The 17,753-nt window shown below is 67.2% G+C and carries 13 protein-coding genes; 7 read left to right on the top strand and 6 right to left on the bottom strand.

Features of this window, described 5'->3' with window-relative positions; genetic code table 11:
* Positions 1-565: 565 nt before the first annotated feature.
* Together HUA76_RS27525 and HUA76_RS27530 are read right to left on the bottom strand one after the other, a co-directional pair.
* A complete protein-coding gene (locus HUA76_RS27525; RefSeq protein WP_174462508.1) occupies positions 566-1,765 on the bottom strand; it encodes an MFS transporter in 1,200 nt (399 codons plus the stop codon).
* 318 nt (positions 1,766-2,083) lie between these two features.
* On the bottom strand, positions 2,084-3,091 hold the full coding sequence (locus HUA76_RS27530) for a hypothetical protein (RefSeq protein WP_174462509.1): 1,008 nt from the start codon (positions 3,089-3,091) through the stop codon (positions 2,084-2,086).
* A gap of 109 nt (positions 3,092-3,200) precedes the next feature.
* On the opposite strand from HUA76_RS27530, the gene HUA76_RS27535 reads away from it, so the two are divergent.
* The 4 genes from HUA76_RS27535 (at position 3,201) to HUA76_RS27550 (ending at position 8,050) form a co-directional block, all read left to right on the top strand.
* On the top strand, positions 3,201-3,452 hold the full coding sequence (locus HUA76_RS27535) for a hypothetical protein (protein ID WP_174462510.1): 252 nt from the start codon (positions 3,201-3,203) through the stop codon (positions 3,450-3,452).
* A gap of 151 nt (positions 3,453-3,603) precedes the next feature.
* Positions 3,604-3,738 (top strand): hypothetical protein, encoded by a 135-nt coding sequence (locus HUA76_RS27540; protein WP_371823529.1) that lies wholly within the window; start codon positions 3,604-3,606, stop codon positions 3,736-3,738.
* 921 nt (positions 3,739-4,659) lie between these two features.
* Positions 4,660-6,843 (top strand): hypothetical protein, encoded by a 2,184-nt coding sequence (locus HUA76_RS27545; protein ID WP_174462511.1) that lies wholly within the window; start codon positions 4,660-4,662, stop codon positions 6,841-6,843.
* A 25-nt stretch (positions 6,844-6,868) separates the two neighbouring features.
* Positions 6,869-8,050, top strand: a complete 1,182-nt coding sequence (locus tag HUA76_RS27550) for a hypothetical protein (RefSeq protein ID WP_174462512.1) — start codon at positions 6,869-6,871, stop codon at positions 8,048-8,050.
* Between the two features lie 176 nt (positions 8,051-8,226).
* Here HUA76_RS27550 and HUA76_RS27555 read toward each other — a convergent pair whose 3' ends face one another.
* A complete protein-coding gene (locus HUA76_RS27555) occupies positions 8,227-9,648 on the bottom strand; it encodes an Ig-like domain-containing protein (protein ID WP_254614510.1) in 1,422 nt (473 codons plus the stop codon).
* Between the two features lie 769 nt (positions 9,649-10,417).
* Here HUA76_RS27555 and HUA76_RS27560 point away from each other — a divergent pair.
* From HUA76_RS27560 to HUA76_RS27570, 3 genes are all read left to right on the top strand, one after another.
* Positions 10,418-12,103: a mechanosensitive ion channel family protein gene (locus HUA76_RS27560; protein ID WP_174462514.1), complete on the top strand. Its 1,686-nt coding sequence runs from the start codon at positions 10,418-10,420 to the stop codon at positions 12,101-12,103.
* Positions 12,104-12,223: 120 nt separating this feature from the next.
* The gene (locus HUA76_RS27565) at positions 12,224-13,216 is read left to right on the top strand and encodes an NAD(P)-dependent alcohol dehydrogenase (protein WP_174462566.1); all 993 of its coding nucleotides are present in this window, start codon (positions 12,224-12,226) and stop codon (positions 13,214-13,216) included.
* Between the two features lie 1,024 nt (positions 13,217-14,240).
* Positions 14,241-14,858: an ankyrin repeat domain-containing protein gene (locus HUA76_RS27570; RefSeq protein ID WP_174462515.1), complete on the top strand. Its 618-nt coding sequence runs from the start codon at positions 14,241-14,243 to the stop codon at positions 14,856-14,858.
* A 65-nt stretch (positions 14,859-14,923) separates the two neighbouring features.
* Here the strand turns inward: HUA76_RS27570 and HUA76_RS27575 are convergent, their stop codons facing one another.
* The 3 genes from HUA76_RS27575 to HUA76_RS27585 are packed head-to-tail and all read right to left on the bottom strand — an operon-like array spanning position 14,924 to position 17,750.
* The gene (locus tag HUA76_RS27575; protein ID WP_174462516.1) at positions 14,924-15,541 is read right to left on the bottom strand and encodes an iron-containing redox enzyme family protein; all 618 of its coding nucleotides are present in this window, start codon (positions 15,539-15,541) and stop codon (positions 14,924-14,926) included.
* Between the two features lie 2 nt (positions 15,542-15,543).
* Entirely contained in the window at positions 15,544-16,773 is a 1,230-nt protein-coding gene (locus HUA76_RS27580; protein ID WP_174462517.1) for a CapA family protein, read from the bottom strand.
* Positions 16,770-17,750 carry a fatty acid desaturase gene (locus HUA76_RS27585; RefSeq protein ID WP_174462518.1) on the bottom strand — a complete coding sequence of 327 codons (981 nt, stop codon included), beginning with the start codon at positions 17,748-17,750 and terminating at the stop codon, positions 16,770-16,772. The genes HUA76_RS27580 and HUA76_RS27585 overlap by 4 nt, the downstream gene beginning before the upstream one ends.
* Positions 17,751-17,753: the final 3 nt, after the last annotated feature.

A 17,753-nucleotide genomic window follows, 5' to 3' on the forward strand; every position in this document is an offset into this window, starting at 1 on the left:
TGAGTTGACTCCACACAGCGTTCGGGGGGACTCCCGCCGTCAGCACCCGTGGTGGCGTGCCGCCGCCGGAAGGATCACACTCAGGGTGGAGGGGCCGGACAGCCTCAGACCTTGGCCCCGTATGATCCACGGTCAGCGCAATTATCCGCCACCATACAGTATCAAAACCCAATGAAACAGAGGGGAGCCCTGATGGACACAAACGGACACAATAACCACACAGCGTCGTGTCCATTTCACTTCGTGTGGTTTTCCTGGAGCAAGACAGAAAGACGCGGAAAGCTGTCAATCGAACGCATCTATCAGGGATATCTGAACTTGGCGCCGGACGCCAACCGCGGCCCAGACGCTCTTCGCTGTCTAGGATGACCCGCACGCAGTGTTGAAGGCGCGAAGCGTCACAACGCCTTCTTCTGAAATCATGGTTTGATTTGAAAGCGGCGCGAGTGTTGCGCTGACTTGAAGGACGGCCCCACCGGCACTGCCGTATCAATCAAGTCGTCCGTTGCCTTCTCAAGCCCCTCGTTTTTGTATGCTGTCGAGAACTGACCGTCCACCGAGGTCGCTAGTCGGCCCTGCGGGGCTCCCGCATCCGGTAGAGGGCGCCGGCGGCCGCGAGGGCAAAGGCCGCGGTGGCCGCAGCGGCGGGCCAGCCGAAGAGCGAGACGATGGGGCCGGCAATGGCCGTGCCGAGACTCCCGCCAATGAAATAGACGACCATGTAGACGCTGTTGAATCGGGCCGGCTGCAGCGGATCGATGTTCAGGACCCGGCGCTGGTTGGCGACCTGGGCGGCAAACAGGCCTGTGTCGAACAGGGCCAAGGCCAATAGCATCAAGGGAGCGAAGCTCAAGGCGGGCGCCATCGCCAATGTGCATGCGAGGGCCAGCGCCAGGCCGGCGAACACGACCGGGCGGCTTCCGAACCTGTCCGCCAGTTGTCCCGCCGCGCGGGTCGCGACGATCCCCGCCACGCCTGCGAGCGAGTAGAGGCCGATGACGGTCGGCGACAGGTTGAGCGGCGGCAAGGCGAGCGCCAGAGACAGACCCATCCAGATCAGGCTGAAGGCAAAAAACCATAAAGCCCCGGACACGGCCGCCGCGCTCAGTTCAGGGGAAGTACACAGCAATCGCGGCATGGCGACCAACGTGGCGAGGTAGGGTTGATCTCGGTGTTGAGTCGCGCCCGGAAGAATGACCCTGCTCCCCGCCGCGCAAACCAGGCAGGCGCCGGCCACGATCACCAGCATGGCGCGCCAGCCGATTCCATCGGCTAAACCGCCCCCGACCGCCCGGCCGAGAAGCACGCCTGCCGATATCCCGGCCGTGACGCCTCCCAGCGCACGTCCCCGCGTTTCGGTTGGCGAGTGCTTGCCGGCCAGGGTGCTCATCTGAGCGCCGGTGCTCGCGCAGATCCCCGAGATCAGGAGAGCTGTGCCAAAGGCGTAGACGTTCGTGGCGATGGCGGCGAGCGCGAGGGACAGGCTCAGGACAGCGAGTTGGACGGACACCAGCTGTCGGGCGGGATGGCGATCCACCAGGGGCACCAGAAGCGCCAAGCCGAACATGTACCCCAGGATGGGCAGGCCCGCCGCCGTGCTCGTCGTCGCGAGCGACGCGCCGAGATCGGCGGCTATGCGGGTTAGCTCCGGCTGGACGACGTAGCTCGTCGACGTGGCCACGCCGGCCGCTGCCGCGAGGAACAGGACGCCTCTTCCACCGAGGCATTCGAAGCGCGAGTCGCCATAAGGGTTCGCTGAGGTCATGCTCGCGACGCTAGGCGCGGCGCCATGATGCGTCTGGCGAGATTCGGGCCTGACCAGAAGCGAGCGCCGTGCGCAGCAGGACGTTCGACTTCGACGTGTTCGCCTGCGTGAGGTGTGGAGGCAGGCTCAAGGGTCTTGGCGTACGTGAAGGGGGCCCCTCGGGCAGGCGGGTGCCCCAAGGAGGCTCACGCGGCCTGTCCTCCGGCAGGGAGCTTCTTTCGGGCGGCCCCGTCTACGGCCCTCCTCCGCCCCTCTGCTCCCTCCCTCCACCTCAACTGCGCCCCCTTCCCTCTGATGCGCGTTCGTACCCGGCGGGAGCTATCCGCAGTCCGCGCTGCAGTCGGAGGGGGTCTCGGTGGGACCACAAATCCCATTGCCGCAGATGTCGCAGTCCGCCGGGCAGGAGAAAATCTCCTCGTTGTAGCCGCAGACTCCGTCGCCACACGAACCGCAGTCATAGGGGCACGAGGTCGGGTTCTCGAGAGGGCCGCAGGAGGCATCTCCGCACCGGGTGCAGTCCGCGGGGCACGTCAGCTCGCTCTCGAATCCGTTGCAGACGTTGTCGCCGCAGGAGATGGCGCCGGCACGGGCCACGTGCATGTACGTGTTCTCTCCCTCCGAGACCATGGCCAGGGCCAGGTGTCGATACTCAGACCACACGCTGTAGCTGTTCGTGTTCCGGGTGTCCTCGTCGTCGGTGAAGATCTGTCCCTTCGCCGTGCCGAAGGTGAAGCTCTGCGCCGCGAAGACGCCATACTCGAACCCCAGGTCCGGAAGGCTCGGTGCGGGCGTGCTGGCGTTGCCGCCCCCATGGAACAAACAGAAGAACATGATCGTATCCCCGGCCGCATTGCCGTTGGGCTGGATGCGGCCTGAGTTCGCGTTCCTGTTGTCTCGGTCTTCGTTGTCGAAGAATCGAGAGAAGTACCAGGAACCCGGGGGGCAGATCTCCCCCAGCATCAGCACGGCATAGGCGCTGCGCGTGGTGGGGTGAGTCTCGAGTGGCTTGAACTTCGCCCCATCGACGCGGCAGAACCGGAAGGTGGTGTTGCGCGCTTCATCCAACTGGGTGCTCCCCACCCAATCCCTCAGATAGCTGGCCGCGCGGCTGTCTTCGTTGTCCATGTGCATCCAGAGGGCGGGCGCGGAGCTGGGACAACCGGCGGAGCCCGCGATGACCCCCACATCTTGATTGAACAGCGTGGCGACGACGGGCTCGACCTTGGAGGACAGTGGCTCCTCCGGCGTGGAAATGTCTGTCTGCCCACAACCCCATTGCAAGGTGCACAAGGACCAGACCGCGAGACTCCGAAAGAGACGGCGCATGACTTCCTCCACTGAATAACTCTTGTCATTCTGTTGAGATTATCGACTGGGTCAACGGCTTCCGCGGATTGTGCAGCATGGACGTCTCGGCCAGGGTAGAGTCCACGGGATGAGCCCATTCAGCGTCACGTCCGTTTCCATCGGGTCCGAATGGGTCGAGGCCGGAGTGAAAGATGGAGGAGACGCTCCGCTCCCCGTCTGGAGGGTGGTCGACTTCGCCAGGGATGCCGGCGAGAGGTACGCCAGCAGCGACGTTCCGTTCTTCTACCTGGTGGGCCCTGGGGGCGCGTCGCGGACGGTCGCCGCGATGGAGTTCGTCCGCGACTACCAGCCAGCACCATCACCTGCCGCGAAGCCGTAGCTCTCGCCGTCAGCGCCCACCTGCGCGCCACCGCCACCAGCCGCTCCACTTCCTCGCGTGAGCGGCGGCAACGGGACGAAGTGCACCTCGTCGTCACCTGGATGCGCGACCATATGGCAGCGGTGGGCTGGAGGCGCGCTCGCTCCGGGCCGTGGACCTGGACCTCGTGTCCGAGGGCTCGGGCCATGTGACGGCCTTCGTGGCGGGAGGCATCGTGAAGGTGTCGCTGGACTCGTCTGGCAGCGTGGACCCGTGGGGCAGCTCCCCCCAAGCGCGACATCGATAGGGACGGCGGTGGACAGTTCATCTGGCACTGGCGGCGGTCATGCCGTGAGCCACAGCGCCAGGGAAGCGTGCCCCAGGCGCGATGGCCTCGACTCTTGAAATGAGCCCCCCGTCCCCCGTCAATGCCAGTGCAAGCAGGTCCCCAGGGACAACCGCGTAACAGGTGTGGCACGAACTGCGTGCGGAGCTTTCAGCCTGGTGCAGCCACGCGACAGGGCCGCCACGCCCACGGCACCTATCAGGACGGCGGCGTGCTGGTCCGGCGCGCCTGGGATTGTCGAGTCCGGCGCCCGCCTTCGCCTCGCGCGCCGAGTCCCTCGCCGACAGCGTCAGGCACACCCCGCCGTGGAAGCGCTCCGGGAACGACACAGTCCACACCCGTTCAAGACACTGGGCAGCCGTTCAGGCGCCAGGTCGGATCGTCGTCCAACGTGTGAGGGACTCGATGGGTTCGGTTTCCGCAGCCTCCGCCAGGTGAGGCCCGACACGCTCATCGGGTGGCCTGACACGGGCCAGTCCAAGCCATTCCACCACGCGCCCCCATACCTCGAGCGTGAGCAAGGGTTTGCGCTCGCCACGATGGCCTGGATGCCAGGGAGCCCGTTCAAATGAGTTGAGCCACCCTCAGTCTTTCCATCGCGTCAAACCACACTTGTCCGAAATCGGACTTACGACTAAGAGGGCCGAGGGCCCTGTTGGGGGAACTGGTTCGAGCGCGCGTCAGGGTGAAATCAGCGACCCGTCTCCTCGCGGCCCTCCCTGTCGCGCGCAAAGGAAATCCTTCATGTATCGTTGTGTGCAAGCCGTGTTCGCCACGGTCCTGTGTATCACCCTGGCGTGTGGTTCCCCTGAAGCCAACCACCAGGATGCGCCGCAACAGACGGGGTCGGAGGAAAAGGCTCTCACCGATCCGTACAATCCATTGCCCGAGGGCATTCGCTGGTTTCAAGGGGCCCGCTTCGCCAGCGGAGAAAACGAGACCGCGAGCTACCTCCAGCCAGAGGCCCACAGCGGCTACACCAGCACGTTGAATGGCTGTCCCCCGGAATTCGACGACATCGGCTACTCCCTCTTTGGCTACAATTTCACCTGGACCATTGCCGGCACGACCGTCGACATGGGCGGCGTCTGCAAGATCAACCATTCCTTTCCCACGCAAGGCGCCTACGACGTCCGCCTGACGATCACCCACTCGGAGCTCCTGGGGGGCGGGCCGATTCAAACCGCGCAGTACCAGCGGTTCGTGACGATCCGTGACTACCTCGTCGTCAGCCTGGGTGACTCCTATGGCTCGGGAGAAGGGGCTCCGGACGCCGCGGCGAACTGGGACAACGACACACATCCGGTCTGGCAGAATGCGCGATGCCATCGCTCCTTCAAGTCTCCGGCGGCGCGGGCCGCGCTGGCCCTGGAGTTGAGCGACCCTCACTCGTCCGTGACCTTCCTGTCGCTGGCGTGCTCCGGTGCGACCATCCAGCGAACGACCTACGAATATGAGAACTGGGGCGGTAATTTCCCCCTGGGAATCTTCGACGGCTTCGCCACCGCCAGCGACGGGCCGCCCCGCGGTTCGGGAATCCTCGGCCCCTACGTGGGCATCGAGGCCCCGGCCTACCAGCACGGCGCCTGGAATCCCGAGCACTACATGCCCTCGCAGCTCAACCGGCTCGTGACGCTGGTGGGCAACCGCCCCATCGACGCGCTCGTCCTCAGCGCCGGCGGCAATGACGTGGGTTTCGGTGACATCCTCCGGTTCTGTGTCGTGCACACGGATTGCCACCAGGGCAACGACGGGCAGGAGCTGCGCTCCAAGGTCGACGTGCTCAAGGCCGCCCTGCCCACGAGCTACGACCTGCTCCAGACGCAACTCAAGCAGGTGGGCCTCGACGTGCGGAGCACGTACCTCATGGAGTATCCGGACTTCGCCCGTGGCAACTCCGGGCAGATCTGCTCCTCCATCCTGGAGGAGACGAACCTCTACGCCGGTGTCGGAGCGGACGTGTCCTACGGGGAGCTGGCGTACCTGGATGGCTATGTCCGGCTGCCCCTGATGAACATGATGCAGGACGCCGCCGAGCGCCATGGCTGGAACTATGTGTCGGGCATCTCCGATGCATTCGCGGGTGTCGGCAGTGGCGTGGGCCACGGGCTGTGCGCCTCTCCCAGCAACCGCTGGGTGAACAACGGCTACGACGCGTCCTCGACGCAGGGGCCGGAGGACAGCGAGGCCGAGACCACGGGCACCGCGCACCCCAACGAGACGGGCTACGCCGTCATGACGGTCTTCCTTCAGGAGAAGATGGACGACACCCTCCCTCCCCTTCCCCGCGTGGGCATCCTGAAGACCCAAGGCGAAGCGCACGTACAAGAGGGTGGCGCCGCCTCCGGTTGGGTCCCTCAGTCCAGTGACATCCAGGCGGTGGCCTTGTCTGGCAGCCGCATCGGCGTGCTGAAGCTCAATGGCGACTTCTACCTGAAGGATGGCGCCCTCACCGCGATGTGGAACCTGGTGACGGGAGACGTGGCCGCCATCGCTTTGTCGGGCGACCGCATCGGCATCATCAAGACAAACGGCGAGGCCTACGTGAAGGAAGGCGCCTGGAACGCCTCCTGGGTCCTGATGAGCGGCGACGTCAAGGCCCTCAGCCTCTCCGGCAAGCGCATCGGCATGCTGAAGCTGAACGGCGATTTCTACCTGAAGGACGGCGCCCTCACCGAGCAGTGGGACCTGGTGACGGGAGACGTGGCCGCCATCGCTTTGTCGGGCAAGCGCATCGGCGTCGTCAAGACGAACACCGAGTCCTATGTGAAGGAAGGCGCCTGGAACGCCACCTGGGTCGCGCTGGGCTCCAACAGCAAGGCCATCGCGCTGACCGAGAACCGCGTGGGCGTGCTGCGGCTCAACGGTGAGTTCTTCCTCAGGGACGGAGCCCTCACCGCGGCCTGGAACCTGGTGACGGGTGACGTCCAGTCCATCTCCCTCGCGGGCAGGCGCATCGGCATCGTCAAGACGGATGGCAATGGGTACGTGAAGGAAGGGGCGTGGACCGGGCTCTGGACCTGGGAGACCACGGCCACCACGCAGCTCGTCCTGGCCACGCCGTAGCTCGAATACCCCCATGAACGGACACATGACACCGAAACGCTTCAGGCCCTCCAACGGGCCCCTTCTCTCCATCTTCCTGTCGCTCTTCGTCGCGTTGGTCTCGACCGAGGCCCTCGCGCAATGCCCCACGGGTTGGTCGACCTGTGGTTTTCCGCTGGGCGGCGCCTGTTACTTCCCAGGCAGCTCCAATTGCAGCAATGGCACCGTCTGCGGCCTGGGCTCCGAGGAGTGTGGTGGGGCCTGCTATCGCCCCACCCTCGAGACCTGCCTGAACGGCATGTATATCTGCAGCAACGCGTACCTCTGTGGCACCTATTGCATGCGCCGGGGGCAGACGTGCCTGGAGGGCAATCAGGTCTGCCCCACGGCCCAGGCCTGCCGGGGGCAGTGTCTGGAGGCGGGCGACTACTGTCCCACGGACGGCGCCCGCATCGCGATGTTGAAGCAGGGGGGCCAGCTCTACCTGAAGGAGGGCCCCCTCACCGAGCTGTGGAATACGGTGACCGGGGACGTGGCCTCCGTCGCGCTGGCGGGCAACCGCATTGGCATCGTCAAGACGAACGGCGAGGCCTACGTGAAGGAAGGCACCTGGGACGCGGCCTGGGTCGTCCAGAGCAGCGACATCAAGGCCATTGCCCTCGCGGGCAACCGCATTGGCGTGCTGAAGCAGAATGGCCAGTTCTTCCTGAAGGAAGGCGCGCTCACCGGGTTGTGGAATCTGGTGACCGGGGATGTGGCCTCCATCTCGCTGTCGGGCGACCGCATCGGCATCATCAAGACGAACGGCGAGGCCTTTGTGAAGGAAGGCGCATGGAACGCGGCCTGGGTCCTGATGAGTGGAGACGTCACGGCCCTCGCGCTCGAGGGCGACCGCGTGGGCATGCTGAAGAACAATGGCCAGTTCTTCCTGAAGGAAGGCGCGCTCACCGAGCTGTGGAACATGGTGACGGGTGACGTCCAGGCCATCTCCCTCTCGGGCAACCGCATCGGCGTCCTGAAGACGGACAGCCACGTGTTCGTGAAGGAAGGGGCGTGGGACGGTCCCTGGGAATGGGTCAGCTCGTCCGTGACGGCCTTCCAGCTCTCGGGCACGGGCATCGCGGTGCTCGCGAGCAACGGCGAGCTCTACGTGAAGGAAGGTCCCGCCACCTCGCTCTGGACGATGGAGAGCGGGGACTGCACCGGGTTCGCGATCACGCCTCGCTAGCGCGAGACCCCGGAGCGATTGAACCTGTCACGGAGCGGGCCGGCCTCCAGCGTGAATCGCCGGAGACCGTGCCCGCTTCGTGGCGCGCCGCGCCTGCTGGAGAAAAGAGGCGCCCTGCCCGCGCAAGGGCCTGAGGACGCGCCGCGGGCGTACCAGGCGCACTCGCGGCAGTAACGCTAGGGTGTGACGGTGAGGACCGCGGAGCCCATGGCCCCGCCCGACTTTGCGCTGATCGTGGCCCTGCCCGGGCTGACGGCCAGGGCGACGCCGGGTGTGCTCCCTGAGGTGCTGATGGGCGCGACGGTGGCATTGTTCGACGCCCACGCCACCACGCTCGTGAGATCGTGGAACGTCCCGTCAGTGAACTCGCCCGTGGCGGTGTATTGACGAGTGGCTCCCACCACAGCCGATGAGGCGATCGGCGTGACGCGGATCAACATGACCTCTGCCGGCGATACGGTGAGCGTGGTGCTGCCCATGATCGCGCCGTACGTCGCGGTGATCACCGCTGAGCCCTGAGCGATCGCCGTTGCCTCTCCTTTGGTGGAGTCGGCGGCATCGCTGATCGTTGCGTGGGTCGGATCGCCCGAACTCCACGCAACCGTCTCCGTGAGGTCCTCCGTCGACCCGTCGCTGAACGTGCCCGTGGCGAAGTAATTCTGCTTCATGCCCACCGGGATCGTTGCGTTCGCCGGCAGCAGGGAGATCGACACGAGGGTTGCCTCCGTGACCGTGAGAAGCGTCGACCCATTGATGCCGTTGAACGTCGCGGTGATCGTCGACGTTCCTACCGCGAGTCCCTTGGCGATGCCCGTGTTCGCGATGGAAGCGGAGGTCGGCGTGCCCGACGTCCATGTTGCGAGCGTCGTCAGGTCCTTGGTCGTGTTGTCGGTCATCGTCGCGGTGGCGGTGAACGCTTGCGTGGCGCCAGCGCCAATGCTCGGGCTTCCCGGCGTGACAGCGATTGAGACGACCTCTACTTCGATGACCGTGACCTCGGTGCTCCCAGTGACGGTGCCGAGCGTCGCCGTGATCTTCGAGGTTCCGGCGGCGAGCGACGTGAGCAGCCCGGTCGGGTCGACGGTCGCCACGGTGGACGTCGCCGAGTTCCAAACGACTGCGCTCGAGATGTCTTTTGTGCTGCTATCGGCGTAGGTGCCGGTCGCCACGAGTTGCTTCTTCGCGCCGGGCGGAAGCGTTGGCGCCGCCGGCGTAACGCTCAGCGAGACGAGGGGATTGTTGTCGGCCGTCACCGTTACGGCGACGGTCTTCGTCTGTCCTTCCGAGGTCACGCTGATCGTCGCGGCGCCGGCCGCGACCGCGTTCACCTTGCCGGCCGCGACGGTGGCGACGCCGGGAGCGCTGCTCGCCCACGTCGCTGACTCCGTCACGTCTTGGGTCGCCGCGCCATCGGCCGTGAACGTTGCCTTCACGGTCGCGGACGTGCCTGCGACGAGAGAGAGGGCGGATGGAGTGACGTCGAGAACGGCCGACGGCAACGCCGTCTCTGAATCCCCGCAACTCGCGCCCCCCACGATGACGAGACTTGAGAGCAAGACCACCGAGCACAGTCGGACAAGAGCGCGAGCAAAGTACATCCGAGAAACCCTATCGCCTGGCGGGCCCTCATGCCACGCGCTTTCTGCCGTCCGGCGGAAGCGGCCCCGCAGTCCGCTCTTCGAGGCCGCCAGGCATGGTGTCCAAACCACGCTCGACGTTGCCCGCGCACCGTCGGGATCCGCGTCAGCGTCCCTCACCTCCCGCTCTGCTCCCGCCCGCCACGCCCACTGTGCGCATTCCAGACGGATCCGCTCGCCCCGCCCCTGCTGGATGCGCTGGGGCGCCGCATGACGTACCTGCGGCTGAGCATCACGGACCGCCGCAGCTTCCGCTGCACGTACTGTTCTCCCGCGTCCTGGGGCGGCAAGAAGGAACTGCTGAACGCGGAGGAGCCGGGGCGCATCGCCAGCAACTTCGCCGCGCTGGGCATCGCGATGTGCGTTCGTACCCGGCGGGAGCCATCCGCGGTCCGCGCCGCGGTCGTATGGAGTCTCGGTGGGACCACAAATCCCATTGCCGCAGATGTCGCAGTCCGCCGGGCAGGAGAAGATCTCCTCGTTGTAGCCGCAGACTCCGTCGCCACACGAACCGCGGTCATAGGGGACTGCGCCCCCTTTCTCTTATGCGCTCACGGCGTCTGCCCCTTCATCGACTCCCTCCCAGCCGCTGTCTCGGGCTCCACGGTTGCCTTGCCCGCACTGGATGGGAACCACGGCGAAAGGCTCGCGGCCTTTCCTGCCTGGCAAGCCTCTGTTCCACCTCGGGCGCGGGGCGCGACGTGTTCGCTGGTGTGCTATGCCCCAGCGCATGGAAATCTTCCGACTTGCGGATACGGTCGAGTTGAACAACGCATGGCTCGTCGGACTGAGCGTGGCATTGTTGCTGCTCGTCCTCTGGGCCGTGCTCGTGGCCTCCAGTGCGCTGCTGTACCAGGGCATCCGGCTGATGGGTGTGAAGGCGCTGGAGCAGATGGCGGACGCTCTTCGCAAGCGCGCCCGGCTGAGCGCCGCCCTCCTGTCCTTCGTGGTGGTCATCATCGGCATCGCCGTGCTGGGCTTCTCCCTGTGGGCGAAGAAGGATCTGGAGCCCTCCTTCAATGCCTTGCTGGCGGGGGTGACGGTGGAGGGGCTGGCGGCCCTGGGGCGCGGAGCGGGCCTGCTGGTGCTCTTGCTGACGGCCTACCTGGTGTTGGATCGGGCGGCACGCCAGCTCCTGATGCGGCTCGAGCGCAGGATGAACGAGTGGCAACTGAGCCCGGAGCCGAAGGCACATTCCCAGAAGGCGATGGAGCAGGGGCCCGGCTTCATCAAGCTGGTGCTGGCCTACTTCGCGGTGGGCATGGCGGTCACCTCGCTGCAACCCCCGGCCGCGCTCGAATGGCTCGTTGGCACCACCGTCTTCGTGTTGCTGTGCATCAGCGGTGGGCGCCTGGCGGTGTCCTTGCTGCACCTGATGTCGGTTCGGCTGGTCGAGTCCTGGCGGACGAAGAGCACGGCCACGAAGTACGAGGAGTACTTCATGGCCCTCAGCCGGCTGCTACCGGTGGGGCAGCGGAGCCTGGAGGCCATCGTCTATATCTCGGTGGCGACCCTCATCATCCGTCGGTTCCAGGGCCTGGAGTCCTTTGCTCCGTACGGGCCGGTGCTCATCCGCGTCATCGCCCTGTTCTTCGCCGCCAGCGTCGTCGTGGAGTTCGTCCGGCTGCTCATCGCCCGCGCCTTCAAGGTGGACGGTCTCGACCTGGATGACAAGGCCCGGCGGCGCAACACCTTCGTCGCGCTCATCCAGAGAGCCTCCACGTACCTGGTCTATTTCCTGGTGGGGATGATGGTGCTCAGCGACCTGGGTGTGGACCCCACCCCCATCCTCGCTGGCGCCGGCATCGTCGGTCTCACCGTGGGTCTGGGCTCACAGGCCATCGTCACGGACATGGTCAACGGCATCTTCCTGCTCTTCGAGGACCAGATCTTGAACGGCGACTACATCCGCATCAACGATACCGAGGGCGTGGTGGAGGAGATAACGCCTCGTATCACCCGCATTCGCGATCGCTTCGGGCGCCTTCACATCCTCCGCAATGGCGAAGTCAAGAATGTCATCAATTATAGTCGCGGCTGGACGCTGGCGGTCGTGGACATGGCCGTGGCCTATGAGTGCGACTTGAAGAAGGTGCTGGATGTGATTGGAAAGGTCTGCGAGCAGGTGCCCATGCTGTCGGCAGGCAAGGTGTCCGAGATGCCCAAGCTGTTGGGTATCGAGAGCATGGACGAGAGCTGGATGACCATTCGCATTGAAGCCAAGGTGCAGCCAGGGACGCACTTCGACGTGAAGCGACTGCTCAACCGGCTGTTGTTCGACGCCTTCAACGCCAACGGCCTGGAACTTCCCTATCCCAAGTCGGTGCAATACGAGGGGACCACGGTGCTTCCCGCCGCCGCCGCCGCTGCGTCGCCGGAGGAGGAGCCCCAGGCACTGGCCGCCTCGCTTCGGTAGCGGCAGGCCGGCCGTACCCATCATGGTGCAGGTGTCCTGAGTCCTGTTTCCCTGCTCCGCCAGCACCCGCGGCCCCGTCCGCGGCCCTCCTCCGCCCCCTACCGCTGGAGCCATCCCTTGATGCGCGCCATCACCTTCTACGAGTACGGCTCACCCCAGGTCCTGAAGTGCGAGGAGCGCCCCGTCCCCACGCCGGGCGCAGGCCAGGTCCTCGTGCGCGTGCGGGCCTGCGCGCTCAACGCGGCCGACTGGCACATCCTGCGCGCCGACCCCTTCCTCGCGAGGCTCGCGGTCGGACTCTTCAAGCCCCGGTACAACGTGCTCGGCTGCGACCTGGCCGGCGTGGTCGAGGCCGCGGGTCCCGGCGTCACGCGCTTCAAGGCCGGCGATGAAGTGATGGGCGAGCTGGGCAGCAGCAACTGGGGCGCCTTCGCGGAGTACGTCTGCGCGCCCGAGGGAGTCCTCGCCTCGAAGCCCGCGAGCCTCGGCTTCGAAGAGGCCGCCGCGGCGCCGCTGGCCGGCGTGACGGCGCTGCAGGGGCTGCGTCGCGAGGGTCGCCTCCAGGCGGGCGAGTCCGTGCTGGTGAATGGCGCCTCGGGAGGCGTGGGGACCTTCGCCGTGCAGCTCGCCAAGGCGCTGGGCGCGAAGGTGACGGCGGTGTGCAGCGCCCGCAACCAGGAGCTGGCCCGCTCGCTCGGAGCCGACGAGGTCATCGACTACTCGAAGGAGGACTTCACGCGCGGCGGCCAGCGCTACGACGTCATCCTCGCGGCCAACGGCTACCACCCGCTGAGCGCCTACGCGCGCGCGCTCGCGCCCGGCGGCCGCTACGTGATGACGGGCGGAGCGGGAAAGCAGATGGCGGCGGCGCTCCTGCTCGGGCCGCTGCGCTCGCTCGGTAGTCGCAAGCGCCTGGGCTACCTGACGATGAAGAGCAACCTGGACGACCTGGAGTACCTGCGCGACCGCCTGGCCGACGGCTCCGTGCGCTCCGTCATCGACCGCACCTACCCGTTCGAGGAGCTGCCCCAGGCCCTCGCGTACCTCGAGGAGGGACACGCCCGCGGCAAGGTCGCCATCCACATGTCCAGAGGAGGTCCCTGCCTCCCATGACGGCGCCTCCTTCCGTACCCGCGGAGCGCAGCCCGCCGCGTCGACGCCCTGACCTCCTCCCCCCGACTGGGATTCGAGAGCAGGGCGAGCAACCGCACGCGAGTCATCCCGGCTTCGCACCGCGGTACCCTGCACATCCGCGCGAGGCGCTGCCCGGAGGCTCAGGAGAAGGGGAAGCAAACGCAGACATCGCCAGAGCATCGACCATAGGCGAAGCCCGCCTCGATGCACTCATTGACGCAATTGCCAGAACAATAGGACAGCGGCTCCGCGGGCGCTGCGACCGCCAGCGTGGCTCCGAACGACACAGCCGCCCCCGTGACAACGGCAAGCAATACCTGAACAGCCTTCTTCGCGGAACAGAGCATCGTCCCCTCCCAGGTTGGTATGACAGCGGCTTCCAACTCGCTCACGGCTGAAGCGCCTCAAAGGATAGCAGGTCGTCCAGGTCCTCTGTTCCGCATCTCAGGTGACGCCTCCGTCCCACCTGCCAACGGCGACATCCACACACACCAGGTCGACGCACCGCACCACGGCCCGAGCCTGGAGGACAGCTCGGTGCCGCGTTGAATCACGAGCGGCGGCTCGTCAGGTCAGGAGCTCAGAAGCGGCCCCCCCAGCCCCAACGCCATTCCACCCTGAGACACCGCCACCGACGGAAGCACGCTGACATCCGACGGCGCTGGTGTCGCGCTATTGGCGGCATGAGACAGCTCAAACCCAATGAAGGACCCCATGATGCGGCCCGCCAGGGCGGCGGTAGCGGCGATTGGGAGACGATCGCCCTCGTTGAGGCTCAAGAGGTGCCAACAGGCCCAGGCTCCCGCCACACACCTGATGGGGGCGCGGCCTGGGCAGGCGGGTGCCCCGTCGAGCCCCTCGGCCGCATCGAGGCAGGGGGCACAGGGGCCGGAGGTGGTGCCCCAACAAGGAGGGTGTCGACAGCGCGGAGGAGAGTCGTTACAAAACCGCCCGTCGATGCACGAGTCCCTTTCCGCCACCCAGGCGAGCATTGCCAACCCGAATGCTGTCATCCGAATTGTTCGAGGCCATCGTCCAGCATGATCTGGAGCGTGTTCGTGCGCTGCTGGTTCGCGGTGCAGACCCCAACCTGCCCAGGGAAGATGGCTGGCGACCCCTGCATGTCGCCATCGGCCAGATGGGCGTTGGGGGAACGATTGACTTCATCAAGCTGTTGATCGAGCACGGTGCGGACGTCAACGAATGGGATGCCCATCATCACGAGACGCCGCTCCTCAGCGCCATGGAACCTCCGGAGCTGGAGGTCGCACGGGTGCTTCTCGAAGCAGGCGCGGATCCGAACGTCCGCAGATCAACGCATGAGTCACCTTTGCAACTGGCCGTAGAACATGAACATCCGGAGCTCACGGCGCTGCTCCTGCGCCATGGTGCTGGACGAACGATGGACGAGTGGGGAGGACTTCGCGGATTGACGCCGCTCGGCATGGCCGCTCGTAAGTTCAACGTTCCCATCATCGAGCTTTTGATGGCGGAGGGGGCGGATCCGCGGGCGGTTGATGAGTACAACGAAACCGCGCTCGCCAAACTGCCACCTCGTGAAAAGCACGATCCGCGAACGTGGGACAGGATTCGTGAACTTCTTGGACACCGACGGTCGTGACGCAGGTACGTGAGGTTCAGACGGAGAGGGACGCTGTCGCCCTCTCCGTACGCTGAGGCGCCCGCTCAGGGCCGCGCCTCGCCGGCCAGCGCCGCGCGGTGGATGGCCACCCAGAAGTCGGCGGCCCGCCGGGCCCCTTCGAGCAGCGGCTCCGGGTGCCCGGCCCCCAGCGCCGCGCAGAGCGCCTGGGCCCGCGCGCCGTGCTCCAGGTCCACGTCGAGGTGGACGAGGATGAAGCGCGCCTTCGTCCGCTCCAGCCCGAGCCGCCCCAGCCCCTGGCGGGCCTCGCCTCCCAGGTGCCCCGCCACGCCCTCCAGCACGCGCAACGCGCCCAGGAAGGCGAGCTGCCGCTCCGGCCCGATTCCCTCCCAGAAGGCGTGGAAGTCGGCCACCTCGCGAGGCGTGTCGGACGAGGGCTCGCGCCCGAAGGCCGCGAGGTCCGCCTTGGCCAGCAGGTAGTGCGACTGCTCGTCCTCCGCCAGCTCCGCGAAGAAGGCCTTCAGCTCGGGGAGCGTGGCGCGCTCGGCCGCGAGCCGCAGCCGGTCTCCGCTGCGCCGCGTGTAGTGGTACATCATGTCGAGGAACGCCACGTAGCGCTCTGGCGTCACCGCCGGCAGCCAGCTCGCGACCTGCCGCGCCATCCCGACGGTGAGCGCCTCCAACTGCTCCTCAATCGACGACATCCTCAGTCCCTCCGGTCCGAAAGCAGCGCGCCCAACGTCCGCCGGGCATGCGCGAGGTGCGGCGCCGCCCGCTCGCGGGGCAGCTCGTCCAGGCGCACCACGCCCGCGTCGAGGAACCCCTCCCCACCGAGCCCCCGTCCACAGGCGGTGGGCACCGCGCGCAAATCCACCGGCTGGAGCACGCCGCGCGCGTCCCGGGCGAGCGCGAGCTTCAGCACGGCCCCCGTCTGGCACGCCAGCGTGGGCATGATGCTCAGGAAGTTGCCCAGCGAGTACGCGATGAGCCCCATCCGCGCGGGCCCGCCCCGTCGCACCTGCGTGGGGCAGGTGGCGTCCGCGCCGTCGATGGACACCCACTCCACCGGCTGGAGGACATGCGGCGAGGAGCCCAGGACGAGGTCCGCCCCGCGCTCGATGAGCCGCCAGGCGTGCTCGCGCTGGAGGGCCTCGGGCCAGTACTCGTACTCGAAGCCCCAGTGCGGCATCAGCACCACCAGGTCCGGCCCCACCGCGCGAGCGGCGTCGATGAGCGCGCCCAGCCGCCCCCAGTCCGGCGCGTGGAGGGGGCTGCCCAGCCGCGTCACCGGCACCCCGGCGGGCGGCGCCCCCACCAGGTGGTTGATGTCATACGTCACGGCGGCGATGCCCATCCGCACCCCGTCCACCTCCAGGGCGGCCACCGCGTCCTCCGGCCGGGGGCCTCCCACGCAGCGGTGCTGGGAGGAGGCCAGCACCGTCCCCCGGGTCCGCTTGAGCCCTTCGGCGCCCTGGTCGAGCGCGTGGTTGTTGCAGAGGGAGAAGACGCGGTGGCGCGCCGTGCCCTCCCAGGCCGCGAGGTAGTCCGGCGGGGCGTTGTAGTGGAGCGTCTCGTAGACGAGCCGGGGCACGGGCCGCGCCGGGTCCACCGGCGTCTCTAGATTCGTGAAGGCCACCGCGTCCCCCGCCATCACCTCCCGGACGCCGGGAGACAGGGCGCGGTGGAAGCCGCTGCGAATCCACATCATGTCGCCCACGGCGCTCACCCGGAGCTCCGGCGCGCCCGCGTGCCGCCAGCTCCCCGAGGCGAGGTGCCGGGCGACTCGCGAGAAGTGCTCCCCGGTTTCGGCCGAGCGCGGCTCCGGCAGGTGCAGGAGGCTCTTGGTGAGGTAGCGCAGGTTGAGGTCCCACCGGGACAGCGGCCAGCGGCCGTCCTCGTAGCGGATGTCCGCGTACAGCCGGCGCAGGGCGTTCATGGGCGCTTTCGCTCCAGGGTGACGAGTCGCACGTCCTCCTCCACCACCATGGGGCCGGCCAGGAGGGCCCGCCACATGACGTGGAGGTAGCTGTCGAAGAGGGGGGCCCCGCGCGCGAGCAGCTCCGGGCGCAGGCGCGCGTGCAGCCGCGCGAGGTTGTAGCCGGGCACCCGCGGGTAGAGGTGGTGGTCCAGGTGGTGGTTGAGGCCGTTCCACAGGAAGGTGACGAGCCGGGTGCCGCGCACCGTCGTCGCGGTGTGGAAGCGGTCGCCGCGCCAGACGTTGGCGTGGTGGTCGGAGATGGACTTGAGCCCGTTGAGGGGGCTGGCGAAGAGCACCGGCAGCAGCCAGCACTCCACCGCGCCCCCGAGGAGCCCGTGGCCCGCCAGGAGCCAGAAGAGCAGCGCGTAGAAGGCCCCGTAGCCGAGCAGCACCAGCGCATGGCGGCGCAGGCGGGCGGCGTCGAAGTGCTGCACCGGGTAGAGGACGTTGAAGTAGACGAGGCTGAGCGGCAGGCCCAGCAGCACGGTGGCGTAGAAGAGCGCCCACAGCCCGGGCGAGCGGCGGCCCGCGTTGTAGGCGTCAGGGTCCTTCTCGGTGCGGTTCCAGCGGTGGTGCGCGAGGTGGTCGTGCCGCATCGGCTCGTAAGCGATGCCCACGAGCAGGCTGAGCCCGTTGCCGAAGAGGCGGTTCTGCCAGGGCCTCGTGAAGAGGGTGTCGTGCCACGCGTCGTGGTCGAGCTGGATGAGCCCCATGACGGCCTGGGCCGCCAGCAGCCACAGGGGCAGCTTCAGCCAGAAGCCGCTGACATGCGCGAGCCCCACGCCGGCCAGCCCCCACACGCCCAGGTGGAGGGCCGCCATGCCCAGGGCCCGCGCGGGGCGGATGCGCAAGAACTCCACCAGCTCGTCGCGGGAGGGGCCCGGCCCGGCGGGGGCTGCGGGTGAAGTTGAGACGGGGGCGAGGGCGGGCTGCATGGG

This window comes from Myxococcus sp. CA056, assembly GCF_013336715.1.
Taxonomy (GTDB): Bacteria; Myxococcota; Myxococcia; order Myxococcales; family Myxococcaceae; genus Myxococcus; species Myxococcus llanfairpwllgwyngyllgogerychwyrndrobwllllantysiliogogogochensis.